This window comes from Peribacillus sp. NPDC094092, assembly GCF_050279365.1.
In the GTDB taxonomy this organism is placed as follows: domain Bacteria; phylum Bacillota; class Bacilli; order Bacillales; family DSM-1321; genus Peribacillus.
The window spans coordinates 25,118-44,642 of record NZ_JBNNUC010000010.1 but is presented as its reverse complement, the minus strand read 5'-3'; the positions used below and the strand labels follow the sequence as shown (position 1 = coordinate 44,642).

The window sequence follows — 19,525 nt, the reverse complement described above, 5'->3', positions numbered from 1 at the left end:
GGGGGGAATGTAAATGTCCGAATATCAAGAGTATCGCTTAGAAAGGGAACAAATCGATTTTTTACTTGAAAGAGGATATCGGATCACCCGGGTTTCCGAAAGTTTAAGTGGAGCTTTTCTCGATTTTGAACTGATTGAAGGAACGAAACAGGAATGGAAGCAATTGAACATCAAAACCCCGGAAGGAAGGAAATACTTCTCTACTTTGCTTGTGAAAAAATTGAATTGAAATGGTTATGGACCGGGCCTATTCCTCAAGAATGGGTCCTTTTTCTTGTTCTTGTTCGAGTTTTTTGTAGAATTTTGACGTTAGATTTTCTAACAAGTGTGTGGAGATTTAAGGGTTGTCCGTTTATAATAGATTTTAAAGCAGTTTTATAAAAGGATGTGGACGGATGAATACATCGATTACAATCGAAGAAATTCTAACACGCAAGCATTTTAATCTGACGGATATAATTGCAGGTAGCGGTGGGATAAAGCGTCAAGTGAAGTGGGTACACTGTATGGAAGTCACCCAAATCAGCCATTTGTTAAATGGGAATGAACTGATCCTGACTACCGGTTTAGGGTGGAAAGATTGCGATGACACATTTCTATCCTACTTAAAACAGTTAATTGAATGCGATGCAGCTGGACTCTGTATAGAGGTTGGCGCCGACACCATGGCCGTGCCGCAATGTGCCATTGATCTCGCAAATGAACGGCAATTCCCTATCATCCTATTTCATGAAGAAGTCCCTTTCGTAGAAATCACCCAGGATATTCATTCCCTTATCATCAATAAACAATATCAGATGATATCCAACTTAGAAAACTACTCCCAGCAGTTAAATAAAAATCTCCTCGAAATCGACCATTATGAACCAATTCTAAAATTTCTCCACAGCTATTTAAATGTACAGGTTATTCTTATCTTTAATGAAAATGATATAGCCAGCATTCCAAAAACCAAGAAAAAAATAACCTTTCAAATGGTAGCGGACATATACGAAGAAAAGCGGAAATTGGATAAAACCGTTCTTGGACAGCCGATTCAAGTACTCGGTGAAAATTATGCGGAACTGTTCATTTGCAGCAACGACAGAGAGTTGACTGACTTTGATTCACTGATCTTGGATCGAACGGCTACCGCATTGGCACAGCATCTATTAAGGGAGTTATATATAGAAGAAAAGAAAATGTCGGAAGAAAGTAAATGGCTTACAAATTGGATTGAAGGAGAATATAGTGACGAAGCAATCCGGGAGAGGCTTTCCTATATTGATCCAAAAATGCAGTTGGATGGCGGAATTGTTTGCATTTGCAAACAACAACCAAAATATAATAAAAGTTCCACAAAATTAGATGGAACTTATTTTAAGATAATGTTTAGAACAGTTTTCGAACAACACGGCTTTCAGATATTTACCATGGAAATGCATCAGCATCTCGTGTTTATTTTAGGTGACAATCGTTCATCTGAAGATTGGAAATCAAGGATTACAAGCGCAGTCGATCGAATCATGAAAATGGATGTAAGTGGGCGTAATCGCATGGGTCTGCTTTCCATTGGGTTTGGAAAGTATGTTCAAAGGTTAAGTGAGATTTATAAAAGTTATGAAACGGCACGTGAGACTTTGCTGCTTCAGGATACATTACCAGAGGATAACAGGAGCTTCTTTTATCAGGACTTACATATGCATCGCATGATTTCGCTCATAAATAAACATGGTAATCTGGAGGAAACGGTGTACGAATATTTAGGCCCGGTCATTGAATATGACATGCAAAATAATGGTGAATTAATGCCTACCTTGAAGACCTATCTTGCTTGCAACGGTTCCAAACAGGAAACATCGAAACAATTATTCATTGTCCGGCAAACGCTATATCATAGGCTTGAAAAATTGGAGAAACTGCTAGGTTCCGATTTTATGCGTTCAGATAAGCGTCTAGCCCTTGAATTCATGATTTTTGCATTGGACTTCTTACAATACAGCAGCAGGCAGATAAGCGGAAAATATGTAGACAAATATATCGGGAGATAAAAATAAGTACGGCTGAAGGGTGTCCCGGGGACATCCTTTTTTGAATGCAAGGAAATAATGCTGACATCAAATTGGCCTATATAGCTTCTTGATGTCAGCATCTTTTATTAATATTCATCTTTTTTGGAAAGGCAGCGGTCACATTCCAAGAGGTAGGATTCAGCTTGTTCCGTGATATGGGTCCCGCATTCCGAACATTGTTTAGGCGGCAGATTCCTGAAAAATTCCAATGGGTTTTTGGTTTGCATGATGATTCCTCCTTATGATTTGGTTTAATTTATTCTTCGTGTTTCGAAAGGCAGTGGTCACATTCCATTAAGTAAGATTCAGCTTGTTCCGTGATATGGGTCCCGCACTCCGAACATTGTTTAGGCGGCAGATTCCTGAAGAATTCCAATGGGTTTTTAGTTTGCATGATGATTCCTCCTTTTTGATTTGGTTTACTCAGTCTTCGCGTTTGGAAAGGCAGTAGTCACATTCCATTAAGTAGGATTCGGCTTGTTCAGTGATATGTGTTCCGCACTCTGAACATTGTTTAGGCGGCAGTGTCCTGAAGAATTCCAATGGATTTATAGTTTGCATGGTGGTTCCCCCTTTTTGATTTGGTTACTCAGTCTTCGCGTTTGGAAAGGCAGCGGTCACATTCCATTAAGTAGGACTCTGCGTGCTCAATAATATGGTCACCGCACTCGGGGCAATGTTTAGCAGGGATATTGTTGAAAAACTCAATGGATTTTTTCATTTGCATGGTATTTCCTCCTTTTTAATGTTAGATATTTTTTCCGACCGTTTTATTCTTCACGTTTGGAAAGGCAGCGATCGCATTCCATCAGATAGGAATCTGAGTGGTCCACATGTGTTTCACCACATTCCGGGCAATGTTTAAATAAATCGATTATGAATAACTCTGATTGATTTGCTTGCATGTCTCGCTCCTCCTCTTTGTAGTACAGTTTTTGGTATTTGCTTGTTGTTATAATACAGTATATACCCGAATTTGGAAAATGTATAGGTATTTTACAGAAAATTTGAAATTTTTTTCGCGTGCAGTGTGAAACCCTTATGGGAAAGGGATTTAGCATCTATTTATTTTTGTATTTTTCTTTACGGCCAGTAGGGGATGGAAGAAATATTGATTTTATGAAAGGAAAAAACAAAGAGGGGAGCGACGGGGACAGGCATTTTTCTATGGTTGAGATAGGTATTAATGTAACAGATGTGGAACAGGGATGTTCAGTGATCGGTGAATGCCTGTTTCACAGCCTATGTAACACATAAGATCTTGTTTTAACATGACGGTTAAGTGGCAGCGATTATTTGTAAGTTGCTGAGGGAAATGCTTATTTAACAATCAGAAAAAATGTCCGTGTGGTTTTAGTACAACAGTAAAGAGGTAACTTGCTAGTAGAAGTACATTAATGGGAGGTAGCCTATGTCGAAAGCGATGATTATCATCAATCCATCTTCAGGTAAGGAAAAGGCAGGAAAGATTTTGCCGAAAGCGGAAAAGGCACTTGGTGAAATGTATGATGAGGTACGCGTTTGTAAAACGGAGGGAGAAGGGGATGCTACGGATTTTGCTATGGAGGCCTGTGCAGAAAGGTTCGATGCTGTCATTTCCATGGGTGGGGATGGAACGGTGAATGAGATAGTGAATGGCTTGGGTGAACAGCAACATCGGCCTATTTTCGGAATCATTCCACTAGGAACCATTAATGATTTCGCGAGATCTTTGGGAATACCCCTGAATCCCAATGCAGCCATTGAGATATTAAAGGATATGCATATTAAGGAATCGGACATAGGGAAGATCAATGACCGTTACTTCATGAATGTGCTGGCAGTAGGAGCGATTGCCGAGGCTACCTATAATGTTACCGTAGAACAAAAAACCCGTCTGGGTTCTTTTGCATATTTCATTGAAGGAGCAAAAGCGATCATTAAAAAGACTCCGTTCCCTTTAACGGTTGAACATGATCAGGGAAAGTGGATGGGCGATGCACATTTGCTAATTGCAACAATGACAAACTCTGTCGGCGGATTCGAACAGCTTGCACCAGAGGCGGAAGTGAATGATGGAAAGCTGCACACATTCATCATTAAGGATTTGTCTCTTCCTCTCATCGTCAAGATCATTCCCAGTTTAATTAAGGGGGAGATCAAAGGGCATGAGGAAGTTGAATATATTAAAACATCCAGGCTCCATTTAGCCACACCAGAGGAACTGGCAGTCAACATCGATGGCGATGAAGGCATCCTTCTTCCTTTCCAGGCAAATGTACTGCACAAACATCTTCGTCTCTTTGTCCCGGGGGGATTAACTAAGTAATTTTAGTCCCAGCTTATGTGGGATGCCTTCTCACAAAGACCATATACATTCATCATGCGGGAAAAGCTGATTATGGTTAGCCAATCAGCTTTTCCCTGTTTAATGCGTACCGAGGTTTGTTGATGGAGTTGGTTTATAAACGTCCAATCACCTTGATCTTCATGATATTCTAACAGGTATCATTATTCAGGAGGATTCTAGGTTAGAATAGTTAATGTATGAATGAATGGGTATAAATATGTTACGCTTATAGGTATGAGAATAGATGAGAGAGGAAGTTTGATGTTTGTATGGAGTTTTTTCTTGTTATATTAGCCCTTCTTATATTGATTGGAGTGTCTAATGTAATTAACCATTTTATACCCTTTATACCTGTACCATTAATACAGATAACACTGGGTGTCATATTGGCACTTTTACCCCTGGGCATGCATGTTGAGATGGAAACGGAATTGTTTTTGCTGTTATTCATCGCGCCCCTATTATTCAATGATGGCAAAAATGTACCCCGAACAGCATTATGGAAGTTGAGAGCACCCATTCTAATGCTTGCGCTGGGCCTTGTATTCATAACGGTTTGGGCAGGCGGGTATTTAATTAATTGGATGATCCCTTCGATTCCATTGCCGGCAGCCTTCGCTTTGGCGGCCATTTTGTCACCTACGGATGTTGTGGCAGTAAGCGCTTTGGCGAGTCGGGTCAAGTTACCGAAGAGCATCATGCACCTTCTCGAAGGAGAAGGGCTAATGAATGATGCCTCAGGTCTGGTTGCCTTTAAGTTTGCCGTTGCGGCTACAGTCACTGGTGTTTTCTCCTTAGTCGATGCAACCTTCAGTTTCATATGGATTGCAATTGGTGGATTTGTAGGTGGAGCATTACTTGCTTTCATCATTATCAGGCTTCGTGTATTTCTTCGCCGTTTAGGGATGGAGGACGTCACGATGCATATGCTGATCCAAATCCTAACTCCTTTCATTATTTTCCTCGCTGTGGAACATTTCCACCTTTCCGGGATTTTAGCGGTCGTGGCTGGGGGAATTGTCCATGCCATTGAACGGGATCGGGAAATATCACCAACTGTGGAACTTCAGGTCGTTTCAAGAAGTACATGGTCCGTCATTTTATATATTTTGAACGGCCTTGTATTCGTATTGCTTGGCTTGCAAATCCCAAGCGTTGCGAAGACGATCTTTCAAGATCCAGCCTTCAATAATGGACAAGTGATCCTTTATATCGTGATCATTACACTTTTCCTTTTCGCTTTACGCTTCGTTTGGCTTACGGCTGCCTGGTCGATTGGCTGGATGACGAAAAAAGCAGGCGCCCAAAAACCGGACTTCAAAGCGGCCGGAATCATTACCATTTCCGGTGTTCGCGGAGCTGTAACGTTAGCGGGTTCGTTTTCGATTCCGTATGTATTGGCGGATGGAAGTCCTTTTCCTGAGCGTTCGTTAATCATCTTCATTGCAGCAGGAGTCATTTTGCTGACCTTGATTGTTGCGAGTGTATTCCTGCCAATCGTGGCACGAGCCGAAGAAGAGGAAGTGGTGGACAAGCAGGCTGACAAAACGAAAGCTGCTGCCATTCACTCACATCAAGCGGCCATTCGGGTGATTGAGTCCCAAATGACAGAAGAAAACCGGGAAGCTGCTTTATCGATCATTTCGAGGTACTGTACCAAGATCAATGAATTGTCCTATGTAGAGCAGGAGAAAGAACCGGCTGCATTAAGGGAAGAAGAGAAGGATCTTCGTTTCAAGGCCCTTGAAGCAGAGCAAAGATTCCTGGATAAGCTCATTAAGGATGAAAAAGTGGACCGGGAGACGGCGTATATATGCAAGGAATACATCCAGCGTATGGAAAGTGCCGTAACAAATCGTCTGAAGTTCCGTTTTTTCAGGTCAGTAACGCTTTTCAGAAGAAGCATGCTGAGGGTTTTAAAATTATTTTTCCCTAATAAAAAAGAAATAAGAAAAATTAATCTTGAGAGATTGGAAAGGGTCAGGGATCTTAAAATCAGGATGTATAAAGCTGCCATCCAAGAGATACAAGCCGGAATTACAGCCGATAATCATAAGACATCCTCGATGATCATAGATGAGTATAAAGTGCTGATCTTAAAATGCAAACGTGAAAATAGAGGCCGGACCCCGAGTAAAATGGCCGATTATGAAAGAGAGCTGTTTTATAAAGCAATCCAGGCAGAACGGGACGAAGTGCAGGATATGTTTGAAAAACGGGAAATTACCCGAGATGTTGCCAACATACTCCGCCAGCAGATCAATTTACGGGAAGCACTGACAATCAATGAAAATACACATTGATTAACTAAGGAGCGCTGCCGATCCATCCGGCAGTGCTCCTTGCGGTTTGAGAAGGGGTTATTGGACGGGTCATCGAATGATTAATGTGTCCAATAATTGATGATAGAAGGTTTGCTTAATGAAACAGGACAAGGAAAACGAGACCATCATCTTGACGCCTTATTTACCGGAACATCTTCACCGGCTTTCCCGGTTTGATTTACCGGATACACAAACCTCTTTTTCAGGTCTGCCCGAAGAGCCACTGAAATATTGCCGGGAAGATTGTGACAGGCATCCTATCGTAATATTGGCTGAGGGTATCCCAGTTGGTTTTTTCGTTTTACACATTGGCGAGAACATCACCCCTTTCACCAACGATAAGAAAGCGATATTGCTCCGTGGATTTCTTGTTGATCAAAAGCATCAAGGTAAAGGGGTTGCGAACAAAGCCTTGCAAATGCTTCCGGAATTCGCAAAAGGGATTTTTCCAAACAAGGATTCGATCATTCTGGCAGTGGATGTCATGAACGTGATTGCAAAATCCCTATATGCGAAATTGGGGTATCAGGATACAGGGATTCAAAAAGAAGGCAGAAGCGGTTGATGGAGATAATGGAGTATCGATAAGATACGATGAAAAAGAATATGAAATAAGGAACGAAATTGTTTGATCTAGACTTTTCCAAGAGGAGAGGTCTTTTTTTGTCGAATTTGTTACAGGTTTCATTAAGAAACCAATGAATTAGATGGGCCGCTTTTAATAATCCCGCAGCCTTATGGTACACTTTACTTAATGCAAAATTCGTTAATCGAGGTGTAGTCCTAATGAAAACAGTCGTAGTCGTAGGTGGGGGCATAACCGGTTTATCAACCATGTATTATTTACAAAAAACAGTTAAAGAGAACAGTCTCTCCGTTCGATTGATATTAATAGAAAGTAATGAGGAACTAGGGGGTAAAATAAGGACCGTGCACAATGGTCCATTTAAAATTGAAGCGGGTGCCGATTCGATTGTCGCCAGGAAACAAAATATAAAACCGTTTATTAAGGAATTGAACCTAGAGGATCAAGTTGTCTATAATGCGACGGGAAAATCATTCATCCATACAGATGGGATGCTGAAGGGAATCCCCGAAGATGCCCTATTCGGGATACCAATGAGCCTGGAGTCGCTGGCGAAAAGCGATCTGGTTTCCGCCCAAGGAAAGGTTGACGCCTTAAAGGATTTTTATACAAAAAATGAGACATTTACAAAGAATGACTCAATGGGTTTATTTCTTGAAAGCTTCTTAGGCAAGGAATTGGTGCAAAAGCAGATAGCACCTGTCCTTTCGGGAGTTTACTCAGGAAAATTAAATGAATTGACCATTGCGAAAACACTGCCAGAGATGCTGGAGTATAAAAATGAATATGGCAGTATAATACGCGGTCTATCGGAAAATAAGCAAAAGTACCAAAGCAAGGGCAATAAGAAGTTCCTTTCGTTTAAAAATGGCTTATCAACATTGGTTGATCGAATGGAGGAAAGCCTCGATTTGGTGGAAATTTTAAAAGGGGTCAGTGTGAATAAAATTGGGAGGGAAGATGAAGGGTATGTCCTTTCATTGGCAAACGGTGAAACGCTGGAAACGGACTTCATCGTATTGAGTACACCGCATACAGTTGCCCAAAAATTATTGGGTGATCGGGAGTTGGATGAGGACTTCGACGGCTTGATCAATAGTTCGATGATTAGCATTTATCTTGGATTCGATATCCCGGACAGCATGCTTCCTAAAGATGGGACAGGTTTCATTGCAGGAGATAATAGTGATTTGATTTGTAATGCATGTACATGGACAAGCCGGAAATGGGAGCATACTTCTGAAAACAGTCAGCTTTTGGTAAGGCTTTTTTATAAAAGCTCTAATCCGGACTATGAACGCTTACGGTCCCTTACAAACCAGGAATTGATCCAGGTGGCTTTGCGCGACATTAAAAACAGTCTAAGCATTTCCGGAAATCCAATTACGAGTGAAGTGACGAAATGGCATGAGGATATGCCGAACTACCATATTAAACATCCTCAAATCGTTCAATCACTGGAGGCGAAAATCTCCGATAATTATCCGAATGTTTTACTTGCGGGCTGTTCATACAATGGTGTCGGAATACCGGACTGTATTGCTGATGGGGAAAAGAAAGCGCAAGAGATATGTGAGAAGTTGTAAAAGGGGGACTGCCGGGTGGCGGTCTCAGACTATGACAGACTCGAGGGAAAATATCATCTGTTTTTTTGAGTGTTTGTAACATGGAACGTTGATTTCCGCTCCCGGCACCCCTTTTCCCGCAGGAGCCTCGTACCTTCCGTTCCTATCAACTTTGTTTTAAATTTTAGCGATTTTATAAGAGGCAGGATTGCAGCACCAGATATGCTTTGCCTCATTTTCAATAGTAAATCAGAAAGGACTGCCCTGTGGCAGTCCTTTTTTTGCATGACTGGAAATTCCGTTTGAAGTTTCCAGCATTTCCTGTATAATGATATTCGTAAAATTAAACTGAAAGTTTACTTATATAAAACTTTATCTACTGTGGGTTTACTATAAGTAAACCGATTGAGGGTAATGGGATGCAAATTGGAAAAAAAATAAAGAACCTTCGCTTGAAAAAAGGATTGACCCAGGAAGAATTGGGGGAAAGAACGGATTTAAGCAAAGGATATATTTCACAGTTGGAAAGGGATCTTAGTTCCCCTTCAATTGAAACTCTTTTCAATATTTTAGAAGTACTCGGCTGCAAGCCGAAGCAGTTCTTCGATGAAGAGGATCAAGTCCAAAAAGTGGTTTATGAAGAGGCAGCACAAACATTTTTCATCGATGAAGAGCGAGGGTATCAAATCCAGTGGCTCGTGCCTGAATCGAATGAAAAGGAAATGGAACCTATTCGATTGATTCTCCAGGAAAAAGGGGAGTTCAAACAGTTTGAACCATCCCTGTCGGAAACATTCGGTTATGTATTAAGCGGAAGAGTCATTGTAAAGCTTGGTACACATACGTATTTCGTCAAGGCGGGGGAATCGATTTATTTTCATGCTTCAGATGAACATCAAATCATCAATGATTTTGAAGGTCCGTCAGAGTTATTACTCGTGGTGACGGAATCATACTTATAGACCAAAAGAAATGCAATCGTTGAAGATTGATGAGTAAGGTAATGGAGAGAGGGAAGAAGCTATGGCAAACGGGAATATAATACGCTTCGATCAGGTTACGAAGCAATTTGATGATGATACGGTAGTTCTCGATAATGTTAGTTTTGAAATCGAGAGAGGGAAGTTCTATACGCTTTTGGGTCCTTCCGGATGTGGGAAGACCACGATCCTTCGCTTGATTGCCGGATTTACGGAAGCCTCCAAAGGTGATATATACTTCGAAGGAAAAAAAATCAATGATGTGCCAGCCAATAAAAGGCAAGTGAATACGGTATTTCAGGATTATGCACTTTTTCCGCATTTAAATGTGTTTGAAAATGTAGCATTTGGTCTGCGGATTAAAAAAATGAAGAATTCGGAAGTGGAAATCAAGGTGAAGGAAGCCCTCAGCTTTGTTAATCTGGAGGGGTATGAAAAACGGGAGATAAGGGAAATGTCCGGCGGTCAGCGTCAACGGGTAGCGATTGCCAGGGCGATTGTCAATGAACCTGAAGTCATCCTTCTGGATGAACCGCTATCTGCCCTCGATTTGAAATTGCGTACAGAAATGCAATATGAATTGCGGGAGCTGCAACAGAGGCTTGGAATCACGTTTATATTCGTCACTCATGACCAAGAGGAAGCATTAGCGATGTCAGATGAGATTTTTGTCCTTAACAAAGGGAAAATTCAGCAAAGCGGGACCCCTACGGATATTTATGATGAACCGCTGAATCGGTTTGTTGCCGATTTCATCGGTGAGTCTAATATTGTCAAAGGAAAAATGATTGAAGATTACCTCGTGGAATTCGTCGGAAGACAGTTCGAATGTGTCGACCAAGGATTGAACAGGAATGAAGCTGTCGATATCGTCATCCGCCCGGAAGATTTAGAGATTACTTCCGTGGATCGCGGGAAACTGCAAGTTCGGGTGGACTCCCAGCTATTTCGCGGTGTTCATTATGAAATCAGCTGTTATGACCATGATGGGAATGAATGGCTTGTCCAATCAACGAAAAAAGTGGCAGTTGGAGATGAAATAGGTCTTTATTTCGATCCAGAATCGATTCACGTCATGCGATTGGGTGAAACGGAAGAAGAATTCGATAAACGACTGGAAGCGTATCATGATGGGGAAAGTCATGAAGAATAATATATCCCGGAATATTTACTTCATCCCCTATGTCTTATGGATTGCTTTATTCGTGATAGCACCCATTTTGTTGATCCTTTACTATTCCTTCTTTGACATTGAAGGCAATCTATCATTGATTAACTATCAAAAGTTCTTTACGCCAGTATATTTAACCATGACATTAAGCTCGTTTTGGTATGCTTTCCTGATTACGGGAATATCCCTTTTAGTCGCATACCCAACCGCATATTTGTTAACGAAAACAAAGCATAAGCAGTTGTGGCTTTTGCTGATCATCGTTCCTTCCTGGATCAATTTACTTTTGAAGGCTTATGCCTTCATTGGTATTTTTGGCACGTATGGTGTGGCGAATGGTTTTCTGGAAGCGGTAGGAATCGGAAAGCAGCAGATTCTCTTCACGGATTTCAGCTTCATATTCGTTTCGGTTTATATTTTCATCCCGTTTATGATCTTACCGATATTCAATGCGCTTGATAAAATGAATCCAACCCTTGTGGATGCGGCCAATGACTTGGGGGCGTCCCGTTGGATGACATTCCGCCGTGTCATTTTTCCATTGACGTTAGATGGTGTAAAGACGGGTTGCCAGGTAGTCTTCATCCCGGCACTTTCTTTGTTCATGCTTACAAGACTGATTGCCGGTAACCGCGTCATAACGCTTGGTACGGCAATCGAGCAGCACTTCCTTGTGACACAGGACTGGGGAATGGGTTCCACAATTGCGGTATTTTTGATTATTATAATGTTCCTGATTATGTTTGTAACGGGTAACCGAAAGCAGGGTGTGTAAATTGGGCAATAAATTATCACCAACATCAAAAGCGTTTCTCGTTTTGATTTTTCTCATACTCTATGCACCGATTTTCTTTTTAGTCTTTTACTCTTTTAACAGCGGTGGAACGATGTATGACTTTAAAGGGTTCACGATGGAGTGGTATAAGGAACTGTTCCAGGATACAAGGCTGCTGATCATTGTACTGAATACACTTGTGATCGCTTTATTATCTGCATTGATCTCAACGATCATAGGGGTGATGGGGGCGATTGGAATTCGGTCCTTTACGAGCAGTAAAGCTAAGAATACGGTATTATCATTGAATAATGTATTGATTGTCAGTCCCGATGTGATCATCGGTGCTTCCTTCCTGATTTTATTCACAATGGCCGGGATCAAGCTTGGATTCTACTCGGTACTGTTGTCGCATATCGCCTTCAGCATCCCGATCGTAGTGTTGCTGGTCCTTCCGAAACTTCAGGAAATGAGCCCTACTTTAATTGATGCGGCCCGGGATTTGGGGGCAAGCCGGTGGGATGTATTGACGAAGGTCATCCTTCCATACATCTTACCAGGTATCTTTGCTGGGTTTTTCATGGCATTGACTTATTCACTTGATGATTTTGCGGTTACGTTCTTTGTGACCGGAAATGGCTTCTCAACTCTATCTGTGGAAATCTATTCATTGGCCCGCCGTGGGATTTCATTGAATATCAATGCACTATCTACACTGCTGTTCGTCGTGACACTGCTGTTGGTTGTCGTATATTACTTTATAACTCAACGTGTAAGGCAAACGGGAATGGGGGGGAAACGATGAAAAGGCTTGTCCAAATGTTTTTGATCATTTCCCTCGTATCCGCTTTGCTGCTATATGCCATTTCAAGATTGAATTCATCGCAGGGTTTTACGAGCAGCAATACGCTCACCATCTATAATTGGGGCGATTACATCGATACGGATCTAATCGAACGTTTTGAAAAAGAAACAGGTATAAAGGTTATTTATGAGACATTCGATTCGAATGAGGCCATGATGACTAAAATCGAACAGGGCGGTACGACTTATGATATTGCCATTCCGTCTGAGTATATGATCGATAAGATGAGGCAAGAAGACTTGCTGATTCCCTTGGATCATTCCAAGCTTCCGAATTTGAAAAATATCGATGGGCGATTCATGGATCTGCCATTCGATCCGGAGAATAAATATTCCGTTCCTTATTTCTGGGGAACGGTTGGAATTGTTTACAATTCCAAGATGCTCGGTGGTAAAGAAATAACGGCGTGGGCGGATTTATGGGATAAAGATTTAAAAAATGAAATCCTTTTGACGGATGGGGCTAGGGAAGTGATGGGCATGGGTCTTAACTCTTTGAATTATTCATTGAATGATATAGATGAAGAACACCTTCAAGAAGCAAAATCCAAACTTGATGCCCTCACCCCGAATGTTAAAGCGATAGTAGGTGATGAAAGCCGCATGCTATTGGAAGCCCAGGAAGCGGCAATTGGCCTTGTTTGGTCGGGAGTTGCTTCTGAAATCATGGCTGAAAATGAAGATCTCGAATACGTTGTTCCAAAAGAGGGGTCCAATTTATGGTTTGATAATATGGTCATACCGAAAACAACCAAAAATGTCGATGCGGCCCACCAGTTCATCAACTTCATGCTGGACCCGAAAGTTGCGGCACAGAATGCTGAATATGTAAGTTACTCGACACCTAATAAAGCAGCACTGAAATATATGCCCGAAGAAGTGGTGAACGATGAACGTTTCTATCCATCACCGGAACTGACAAAGAAACTGGAAGTGTACGAAAACCTAGGGAAGAAAAACTTGGCCCATTACAACGAACTCTTCCTTGAATTCAAGATGCATCGTAAATAACAAAGAAAAAAGCATGGTGCAGGAGGTCCCTCCGTACACCATGCTTTTTCGTTTCTGTGTTTCACGGGTAAAGCCAGAAACTTACGAGTATTTGCTCCAAATTCACGAGTATTCACTCCAAATCCACGAGTAAAAGCCGAATTGCACCTGTTACCTATATCAAAACTTGATATAACAGTATCATTTCGTTTTTTGTAATGATCAACCAAATATCCATGTAAATTGGTTGCAGGATGAAGTACTCTAAAATATCGGCAGGGATATAAGTATGTTAGTATAATGATGGGTTAGTATTGAAGGTTGGGCTAAAATCTTAAGGATTAATTAATATTTACAAGCTATCATGATAGAAAAATTAAGGGAGAGTATTCATGAAACTATTAAGAAGCACGAAGGCATATATTTGGGCAGGGAGCATTTTAATCATTGCCGGGATCATGGCATATGCGATGATATCCTCCACGGATAAGACAATGGCGAGTATCGATGGCGAGAAAATCAATAAGGATGAGCTGTATGACGCGCTTGTAGCTGGATACGGAGCAGACACTTTAGACCTGCTGATTACGAATAAATTGGTTGAATTGGAAGCGGAAAAAGCGGGAATTAAAATTAAGGATGAAGAAATCCAGAAAGAAATCGATACCATGGCTGAGTCCTATGGAGATGAAAAGTCGTTAAAAGAGCAATTGGAAGCAAGCGGTTCTTCCATGGATGCCTTAAAAAAGGATATCGTGGTTTATCTGCAAACGAAAAAATTGGTCGAACCGAGAATTACCGTGACGGACGATGAAATCAGTACGTATTTTGAAGATAATAAAGAAACATTTGACCAAGCTGAACAAGTGGAAGCTAGTCATATTTTAGTCGAGGACGAAAAAACGGCTAAAAAAGTTGCGAAGGAAATTGCAGAAGGCGGTGACTTCGCTAAATTGGCGGCTGAATATTCCACTGATACACAAACGGCTGATAAAGGTGGAAGCCTAGGATATTTTGGGAAAGGTGATATGGTGGAAGAGTTTGAAGATGTCGCCTTTGATCTTGATATAAATAAAGTCAGTGACCCAGTCAAAACCGACTATGGGTACCATATCATAAAAGTGACCGGTAAGAAGGAAGCAAAAAAGGCTAATTTAGAAGACAGTAAAGATGTAATTAAAGAAACGCTTCTCTCTGAAAAATTACAAGAGGAATATCCAGTTTGGTTGGCTGAAGTGAAAAAAGACCATGAGATAACGAATGAATTAGAGGGTTCTAACTAAGGTTATCAAGTGAAGTGATATATGAAAAAACAAAAGGGTTCCGGAAAATGAACCCGAACCTATTGACCCACAGTTTGTAGACGTCTATCTAAAGGTTATAACAGAGTTGATTGGAGAGGAAGGACGAGACTCCATCGGGAAAAGCGTGTCAAGGGGAGACCCCACAGGCGGAAGCGAGGAGGCTCCACGGCCGCCTTCGGAAAGTGAGTGCCTTGAGCGGAAATCAACATCCCAATTGTACAAGCGATAAAAAAGCTGAGGCATAATGCCTCAGCTTTTTTATATATTAGAAGTTGGATGAAATGGATTTTTGATTGGTTAATCCTGATTTTTTAACGATTTCATCACTCTCTTTTTCACCTTTATCATTATTGGCATTCAAGGATTGTGATGGTGTTTCTTTCAGCTGTTTACCGGCAACGACCACTTTTGAACTGATATCTTTCAATTCACTTGTTGCATCTTTAGCAGTGCCAAGGGCATCAGTGGAGATATCCTTTACTTCGGATACTTTACCCACCACGTCTTCATTAACGGTTTCATATAGTGTTTCGACGTCATTGATTGCCTCTTTAATCGTCTCTGTTGCCCCTTTGACTCCTGATACCATCTGTTCCTTCATTTCGCCGGGATTTTCCTTGACCTGTTCAATCATATTCATGGAGTTGTCTTTTAAAAGGACGGCTGAACGCTTTACTTTATTTCTTGTATTGGAGTCAAGCAAAGTCAACGCACCGCCAACAAGCCCCCCAATCAGAATCCCTTTTAAGAGTTTGCTATTCTGTTGATTTTCGATAGTTGATTGATTTTCGATGGTTGATTGAGTCATTTATAGTTCCTCCTTTAGAATAGTAGATTGTTTGCTTACTTTGGGTTTTCCCTTATTTACCATGAATTAAACTGGAAATAATAAACTATCATGGGATTGACATAATAAATAAAACAATAGTAATCTACATATAGTTAAATGACTGAACTACTTTTTGGGAGGCGCAACGATGACGAATGACAAAGTTTCTGGATTGATTGATCGATATATGAAGGTTTCCTTCTATGTCAATAAAATGGGTGAGCTTTTAATAAAAGACCAGATTTGTGATGTGCTGACGAACGAACAATATTATACTTTACGGTTCATTCAACAACAGCGGTTGTGTACATCGACGGATATCAGTGATGCCTTTTATATTAATAAGAGTGCCGTCACGTCCAACATCAACAGGCTGGAAGGCAAAGGATTGATAGAACGGGAACAGGACCTGGTTGACCGAAGGGTCTTTCACTTGAAGCTTTCCAAAGAGGGGGAAGCATTGTTACAGGAAACGGAAAATAAGATTCATAAATTGGTAGAGAGCATCATGACGAAATTCGATTATGAAGAGATCGTTAAATTCCTTGATACATATGAGAAGCTTTCACAAATTTTCATTCAAATGAAAAATGAGGAATGGGAGGAAATATAAATGAGGGGGATCATAAAGGGAAGATGGCTGGTCATTATCGTTTGGGTTGCAATGACAGCGGGATTATTGTTTGCGGCACCGAACATGGCGGAACTTGTCCGGAATAAGGGACAGCTGGATGTACCGTCAGAGTATTCCTCCGGGATGGCCAATGAGCTAATGAAAGAGATCCAGGATAAGGATGAGTCACAAGTGGCCCTCGTATTCCATGGTGATAAGAAGTTGTCTTCCTCGGAATTGAAAGAGATTGAGATAGCGGTCCAAAAGCTTGAAAAGAATAAAGCGGAGCTTGGAATCAAAGAGGTCATGACCCATTTTAAAGAGCCCTCGCTAAAAGGTCAGTTGGTCTCGGAGAATGAATCAACAGTTTTGACTTCCATCACGATGGTGAAGGGGGACCGGGAAGCTAAGGATGTGATCGATGCCCTTTATAAAGAGTTGGAACAAGTGGATGTCGAGCATTATTACACAAGCAGCTGGATGATCGATGAAGATCTTAATGCCAATTCCCAAGAGGGGCTGAAGAAAACGGAAGGCATCACGGTTGTCTTCATTCTGGCTGTATTGCTGATCGTCTTCCGTTCAGTGGTGACACCGATCATTCCGTTAGTAACAGTCGGTTTCACGTATTTATGTTCACAATCCATCGTCTCATTCCTGGTGGATAAATGGGACTTTCCGATATCGTCTTACACCCAAATATTCCTGGTAGGTATTTTATTTGGAATCGGGACTGATTATTGCATCCTGCTTCTTAGTCGTTTCAAGGAGGAGCTATCGTCACAGGAGTCCTTGCCTGAAGCGATCGTGGAGACATACCGAACTGCCGGCAAGACTGTCTTCTTCAGCGGGCTGACCGTAATGATTGGCTTTGCGGCAATCGGTTTTTCTACTTTTAAGCTCTATCAATCTGCGGCGGCCGTTGCCATTGGGGTTTTCATTTTAATGATCGCCCTTTATACGATCGTTCCATTTTTCATGGCGGTTCTTGGCAAGAAGCTATTTTGGCCGGCAAAAGGGAAGCTTGAGCATAGTGAAAGTAAACTATGGGGGATTTTTGGTAACTTCTCCTTGAACCGCCCATTGTTGGCGCTTATGATCGTTGCAATCGTCTGTGTTCCCTTTTTGTTTATGTATGATGGGAAGATTTCATATAACTCCCTTGAAGAAGCGGGTGATGATGTTCCTTCCATCATGGCATTTAATATCATTTCCGATGAATTCGGGCCAGGCCAATCCATGCCAACACAGATTGTCATAAAAAATGACGAACGCATGGATTCGGAGGATTACGTCGCACTTGCTGAAAAAATCAGCCAGGAAGTCGTCAAGGTGGATGAAGTCGAAGTAGTTCGTTCCATGACCCGTCCGGCAGGTGAACCCATTAAGGACTTATTTGTCGCGAACCAAGCCGAAACTTTGGAAAAGGGAATCGGGGAAGGAAATGAAGGCATTAAACAAATCAGTGATGGATTGAAGACGGCTGGCAGTGAGCTTTCCGATTCAGGACCGCGCTTGAAGCAAGCGACGGATGGAATAGGGGGTCTCATATCCGGCACCAATGAATTAAAGAGCGGCGTAGGTCAGGTAGAGAAGGCGTTAACAAGCATTGAAGCAGGCATTCGCGATGGGTCCTCGGGGACTGGGGACATAAAAAACGGACTGATTGAGGTCAAGGCAAACTTGGAGAAGCTCGCTGCCGGAAGCGGACAGCTCCTCGAAGGCTATAAACAATCAGCTAATGGGTTAAGTGAGCTCACAGGGGGATACAAAGACATTCAAACCAATCTTACGGGCGTATCGCAAAGCCTTGCTGGTTTAAATCCTTCCTTTGAGCAAATGGAAGCCACACATCCAGAATTACAGGCTGATCAGTCCTATCAAACGATCAAGCAAACGGTGCAAGGGGCACAGGGTGGCTTGGAGCCCATGGCAGCAGGCCTTTCCGAACTCAATAGGAATCTTGGTTCAGTGTCCGAAGGCTTGAATGCGGCGAATCAAAATATGGCAGAAATCGTAAAGGGTCAAACCTCTCTTGGTGAGGGCCTGAACCAATTGATCTCAGGTGTTGACACTTTACAAAAAGGCCTAAGCACGATGGCCAATGGTCAGGGGGAAGTCATAAATAACCTGTCAGGATTTAAAGGAGGCCTTACCAGCTTAAGTAATGGGCAGCAAGAGCTCCTAAATGGCTTTTCAAGCCTCGGCGGGCAACTTACCGATTTGACAGATGGCTTAAATGAAAGTGCGGATGGTCTGAATGAAGTCCATGATGGACTATCGTCCGCACAGGGTTATTTATCAGGGCTTGCAAAAACGGATAAAACGGTGACAGGCATGTACATTCCCAAAGAAGTAGTGGAAAGCGAAGAATTCGGGGAAGCATTGAACGCGTATTTATCTGAAGATGGTAAAATCATGACCATGGATGTGGTATTCAAGGCGAATCCATATTCCAATGAAGCAATCGAGCAAATCGATTCGATCGAGGCAGCCGTTGAAAGAGTAACGAAAGATACAAAGCTTGAAAATGCGCAGGTGGCGATAGGGGGAATCACAAGTACGCATCATGACTTGGGCATGATGTCTGAGGAGGATTTCTCGAGGACGGTCGTTTTGATGCTGTCGGGTATCGCAATCATTCTCTTTTTCATGCTGCGATCCCTGGTCATGCCGGTCTATTTGATTGTGTCGCTAGTTTTGACTTATTATACAGCGGCAGCCATTACAGAGTTGATTTTTGTTAATATTCTCGGTTATGCCGGCATCGGCTGGGCAGTTCCTTTCTTTGCTTTCGTCATCTTGATTGCTCTTGGCATTGACTATAGCATTTTCTTGATGGATCGCTTTAACGAGTGGAAAGATAAACCGGTCAAGGAAGCGATGTTACTGTCCATGAGAAAAATGGGAACGGTGATCATCTCAGCGGCTGTCATTCTGGGTGGAACCTTTGCTGCCATGATGCCTGCAGGAGTTTTATCGCTCTTGGAGATAGCCACTTTAATATTGGTGGGGCTTGCTTTATATGCGTTTGTCATCTTGCCATTGTTTATTCCTGTCATGGTTGCAACTTTTGGAAATGCGAATTGGTGGCCATTTTTGAAGAATAAGGAATAAAGGAAGTAACCATTGAATAAAAGAAGG

At 41.9% G+C, this 19,525-nt stretch carries 20 protein-coding genes; 14 read left to right on the top strand and 6 right to left on the bottom strand.

What is annotated here, in order from left to right; genetic code table 11:
- The first annotated feature begins 13 nt into the window (after positions 1–13).
- Both ACQKNS_RS25825 and ACQKNS_RS25820 read left to right on the top strand, forming a co-directional pair.
- Entirely contained in the window at positions 14–229 is a 216-nt protein-coding gene (locus ACQKNS_RS25825) for a hypothetical protein (protein ID WP_098371753.1), read from the top strand.
- Positions 230–395: 166 nt separating this feature from the next.
- The gene (locus ACQKNS_RS25820; RefSeq protein ID WP_427646076.1) at positions 396–2,030 is read left to right on the top strand and encodes a PucR family transcriptional regulator; all 1,635 of its coding nucleotides are present in this window, start codon (positions 396–398) and stop codon (positions 2,028–2,030) included.
- Positions 2,031–2,137: 107 nt separating this feature from the next.
- Here ACQKNS_RS25820 and yhfH (ACQKNS_RS25815) read toward each other — a convergent pair whose 3' ends face one another.
- Genes yhfH (ACQKNS_RS25815) through yhfH (ACQKNS_RS25795) form a run of 5 tightly spaced genes read right to left on the bottom strand, consistent with a single transcriptional unit; the run spans position 2,138 to position 2,956 of the window.
- Positions 2,138–2,278 (bottom strand): protein YhfH, encoded by a 141-nt coding sequence (yhfH, locus tag ACQKNS_RS25815; protein WP_427646075.1) that lies wholly within the window; start codon positions 2,276–2,278, stop codon positions 2,138–2,140.
- 29 nt (positions 2,279–2,307) lie between these two features.
- Positions 2,308–2,445 carry a protein YhfH gene (gene yhfH / locus ACQKNS_RS25810; protein WP_427646074.1) on the bottom strand — a complete coding sequence of 46 codons (138 nt, stop codon included), beginning with the start codon at positions 2,443–2,445 and terminating at the stop codon, positions 2,308–2,310.
- A 29-nt stretch (positions 2,446–2,474) separates the two neighbouring features.
- Positions 2,475–2,612 (bottom strand): protein YhfH, encoded by a 138-nt coding sequence (gene yhfH, locus ACQKNS_RS25805; protein WP_144529495.1) that lies wholly within the window; start codon positions 2,610–2,612, stop codon positions 2,475–2,477.
- 28 nt (positions 2,613–2,640) lie between these two features.
- The gene (yhfH, locus tag ACQKNS_RS25800) at positions 2,641–2,778 is read right to left on the bottom strand and encodes a protein YhfH (protein ID WP_098372156.1); all 138 of its coding nucleotides are present in this window, start codon (positions 2,776–2,778) and stop codon (positions 2,641–2,643) included.
- Positions 2,779–2,821: 43 nt separating this feature from the next.
- Positions 2,822–2,956, bottom strand: a complete 135-nt coding sequence (gene yhfH, locus ACQKNS_RS25795; protein WP_427646073.1) for a protein YhfH — start codon at positions 2,954–2,956, stop codon at positions 2,822–2,824.
- A gap of 506 nt (positions 2,957–3,462) precedes the next feature.
- On the opposite strand from yhfH (ACQKNS_RS25795), the gene ACQKNS_RS25790 reads away from it, so the two are divergent.
- From ACQKNS_RS25790 to ACQKNS_RS25745, 10 genes are all read left to right on the top strand, one after another.
- Positions 3,463–4,359, top strand: a complete 897-nt coding sequence (locus ACQKNS_RS25790; protein ID WP_427646072.1) for a diacylglycerol/lipid kinase family protein — start codon at positions 3,463–3,465, stop codon at positions 4,357–4,359.
- 290 nt (positions 4,360–4,649) lie between these two features.
- Positions 4,650–6,683: a Na+/H+ antiporter gene (locus ACQKNS_RS25785; protein ID WP_427646071.1), complete on the top strand. Its 2,034-nt coding sequence runs from the start codon at positions 4,650–4,652 to the stop codon at positions 6,681–6,683.
- Positions 6,684–6,801: 118 nt separating this feature from the next.
- Positions 6,802–7,269, top strand: coding sequence for a GNAT family N-acetyltransferase (locus ACQKNS_RS25780; RefSeq protein WP_427646070.1), 468 nt, complete (start codon positions 6,802–6,804; stop codon positions 7,267–7,269).
- A gap of 221 nt (positions 7,270–7,490) precedes the next feature.
- Entirely contained in the window at positions 7,491–8,876 is a 1,386-nt protein-coding gene (locus ACQKNS_RS25775; protein ID WP_427646069.1) for a protoporphyrinogen oxidase, read from the top strand.
- Between the two features lie 398 nt (positions 8,877–9,274).
- Entirely contained in the window at positions 9,275–9,817 is a 543-nt protein-coding gene (locus tag ACQKNS_RS25770; RefSeq protein WP_427646068.1) for a helix-turn-helix domain-containing protein, read from the top strand.
- A gap of 61 nt (positions 9,818–9,878) precedes the next feature.
- Complete coding sequence (locus ACQKNS_RS25765; RefSeq protein WP_427646067.1) at positions 9,879–10,988, top strand: ABC transporter ATP-binding protein; 1,110 nt, start codon at positions 9,879–9,881, stop codon at positions 10,986–10,988.
- Entirely contained in the window at positions 10,978–11,781 is an 804-nt protein-coding gene (locus ACQKNS_RS25760) for an ABC transporter permease (RefSeq protein ID WP_427646066.1), read from the top strand. Before ACQKNS_RS25765 ends, ACQKNS_RS25760 begins: the two co-directional genes overlap by 11 nt.
- 1 nt (position 11,782) lies before the next feature.
- Entirely contained in the window at positions 11,783–12,586 is an 804-nt protein-coding gene (locus ACQKNS_RS25755; protein WP_214787367.1) for an ABC transporter permease, read from the top strand.
- Complete coding sequence (locus ACQKNS_RS25750; RefSeq protein ID WP_427646065.1) at positions 12,583–13,656, top strand: ABC transporter substrate-binding protein; 1,074 nt, start codon at positions 12,583–12,585, stop codon at positions 13,654–13,656. Before ACQKNS_RS25755 ends, ACQKNS_RS25750 begins: the two co-directional genes overlap by 4 nt.
- A 371-nt stretch (positions 13,657–14,027) precedes the next feature.
- Positions 14,028–14,918, top strand: coding sequence for a foldase protein PrsA (locus ACQKNS_RS25745; protein WP_427646064.1), 891 nt, complete (start codon positions 14,028–14,030; stop codon positions 14,916–14,918).
- A 286-nt stretch (positions 14,919–15,204) separates the two neighbouring features.
- Here the strand turns inward: ACQKNS_RS25745 and ACQKNS_RS25740 are convergent, their stop codons facing one another.
- Positions 15,205–15,747: a YtxH domain-containing protein gene (locus tag ACQKNS_RS25740; RefSeq protein ID WP_427646063.1), complete on the bottom strand. Its 543-nt coding sequence runs from the start codon at positions 15,745–15,747 to the stop codon at positions 15,205–15,207.
- Between the two features lie 169 nt (positions 15,748–15,916).
- Between ACQKNS_RS25740 and ACQKNS_RS25735 the strand changes: the two genes are divergently transcribed.
- Positions 15,917–16,381 (top strand): MarR family winged helix-turn-helix transcriptional regulator, encoded by a 465-nt coding sequence (locus tag ACQKNS_RS25735; protein ID WP_427646062.1) that lies wholly within the window; start codon positions 15,917–15,919, stop codon positions 16,379–16,381.
- The gene (locus tag ACQKNS_RS25730) at positions 16,382–19,498 is read left to right on the top strand and encodes an MMPL family transporter (protein ID WP_427646061.1); all 3,117 of its coding nucleotides are present in this window, start codon (positions 16,382–16,384) and stop codon (positions 19,496–19,498) included.
- Positions 19,499–19,525: the final 27 nt, after the last annotated feature.

Bases quoted from the DNA above. Each gene is read 5' to 3' on its own strand.
- ACQKNS_RS25735 (WP_427646062.1), top strand. From the start codon at position 15,917: ATGACGAATGACAAAGTTTCTGGATTGATTGATCGATATATGAAGGTT.
- ACQKNS_RS25740 (WP_427646063.1), bottom strand. From the start codon at position 15,747: ATGACTCAATCAACCATCGAAAATCAATCAACTATCGAAAATCAACAG.
- yhfH (WP_427646075.1), bottom strand. From the start codon at position 2,278: ATGCAAACCAAAAACCCATTGGAATTTTTCAGGAATCTGCCGCCTAAA.
- ACQKNS_RS25730 (WP_427646061.1), top strand. From the start codon at position 16,382: ATGAGGGGGATCATAAAGGGAAGATGGCTGGTCATTATCGTTTGGGTT.
- yhfH (WP_427646073.1), bottom strand. From the start codon at position 2,956: ATGCAAGCAAATCAATCAGAGTTATTCATAATCGATTTATTTAAACAT.
- ACQKNS_RS25745 (WP_427646064.1), top strand. From the start codon at position 14,028: ATGAAACTATTAAGAAGCACGAAGGCATATATTTGGGCAGGGAGCATT.
- ACQKNS_RS25760 (WP_427646066.1), top strand. From the start codon at position 10,978: ATGAAGAATAATATATCCCGGAATATTTACTTCATCCCCTATGTCTTA.
- ACQKNS_RS25770 (WP_427646068.1), top strand. From the start codon at position 9,275: ATGCAAATTGGAAAAAAAATAAAGAACCTTCGCTTGAAAAAAGGATTG.
- ACQKNS_RS25750 (WP_427646065.1), top strand. From the start codon at position 12,583: ATGAAAAGGCTTGTCCAAATGTTTTTGATCATTTCCCTCGTATCCGCT.
- yhfH (WP_098372156.1), bottom strand. From the start codon at position 2,778: ATGCAAATGAAAAAATCCATTGAGTTTTTCAACAATATCCCTGCTAAA.
- ACQKNS_RS25820 (WP_427646076.1), top strand. From the start codon at position 396: ATGAATACATCGATTACAATCGAAGAAATTCTAACACGCAAGCATTTT.
- ACQKNS_RS25765 (WP_427646067.1), top strand. From the start codon at position 9,879: ATGGCAAACGGGAATATAATACGCTTCGATCAGGTTACGAAGCAATTT.
- ACQKNS_RS25825 (WP_098371753.1), top strand. From the start codon at position 14: ATGTCCGAATATCAAGAGTATCGCTTAGAAAGGGAACAAATCGATTTT.
- yhfH (WP_144529495.1), bottom strand. From the start codon at position 2,612: ATGCAAACTATAAATCCATTGGAATTCTTCAGGACACTGCCGCCTAAA.
- yhfH (WP_427646074.1), bottom strand. From the start codon at position 2,445: ATGCAAACTAAAAACCCATTGGAATTCTTCAGGAATCTGCCGCCTAAA.
- ACQKNS_RS25785 (WP_427646071.1), top strand. From the start codon at position 4,650: ATGGAGTTTTTTCTTGTTATATTAGCCCTTCTTATATTGATTGGAGTG.
- ACQKNS_RS25775 (WP_427646069.1), top strand. From the start codon at position 7,491: ATGAAAACAGTCGTAGTCGTAGGTGGGGGCATAACCGGTTTATCAACC.
- ACQKNS_RS25780 (WP_427646070.1), top strand. From the start codon at position 6,802: ATGAAACAGGACAAGGAAAACGAGACCATCATCTTGACGCCTTATTTA.
- ACQKNS_RS25790 (WP_427646072.1), top strand. From the start codon at position 3,463: ATGTCGAAAGCGATGATTATCATCAATCCATCTTCAGGTAAGGAAAAG.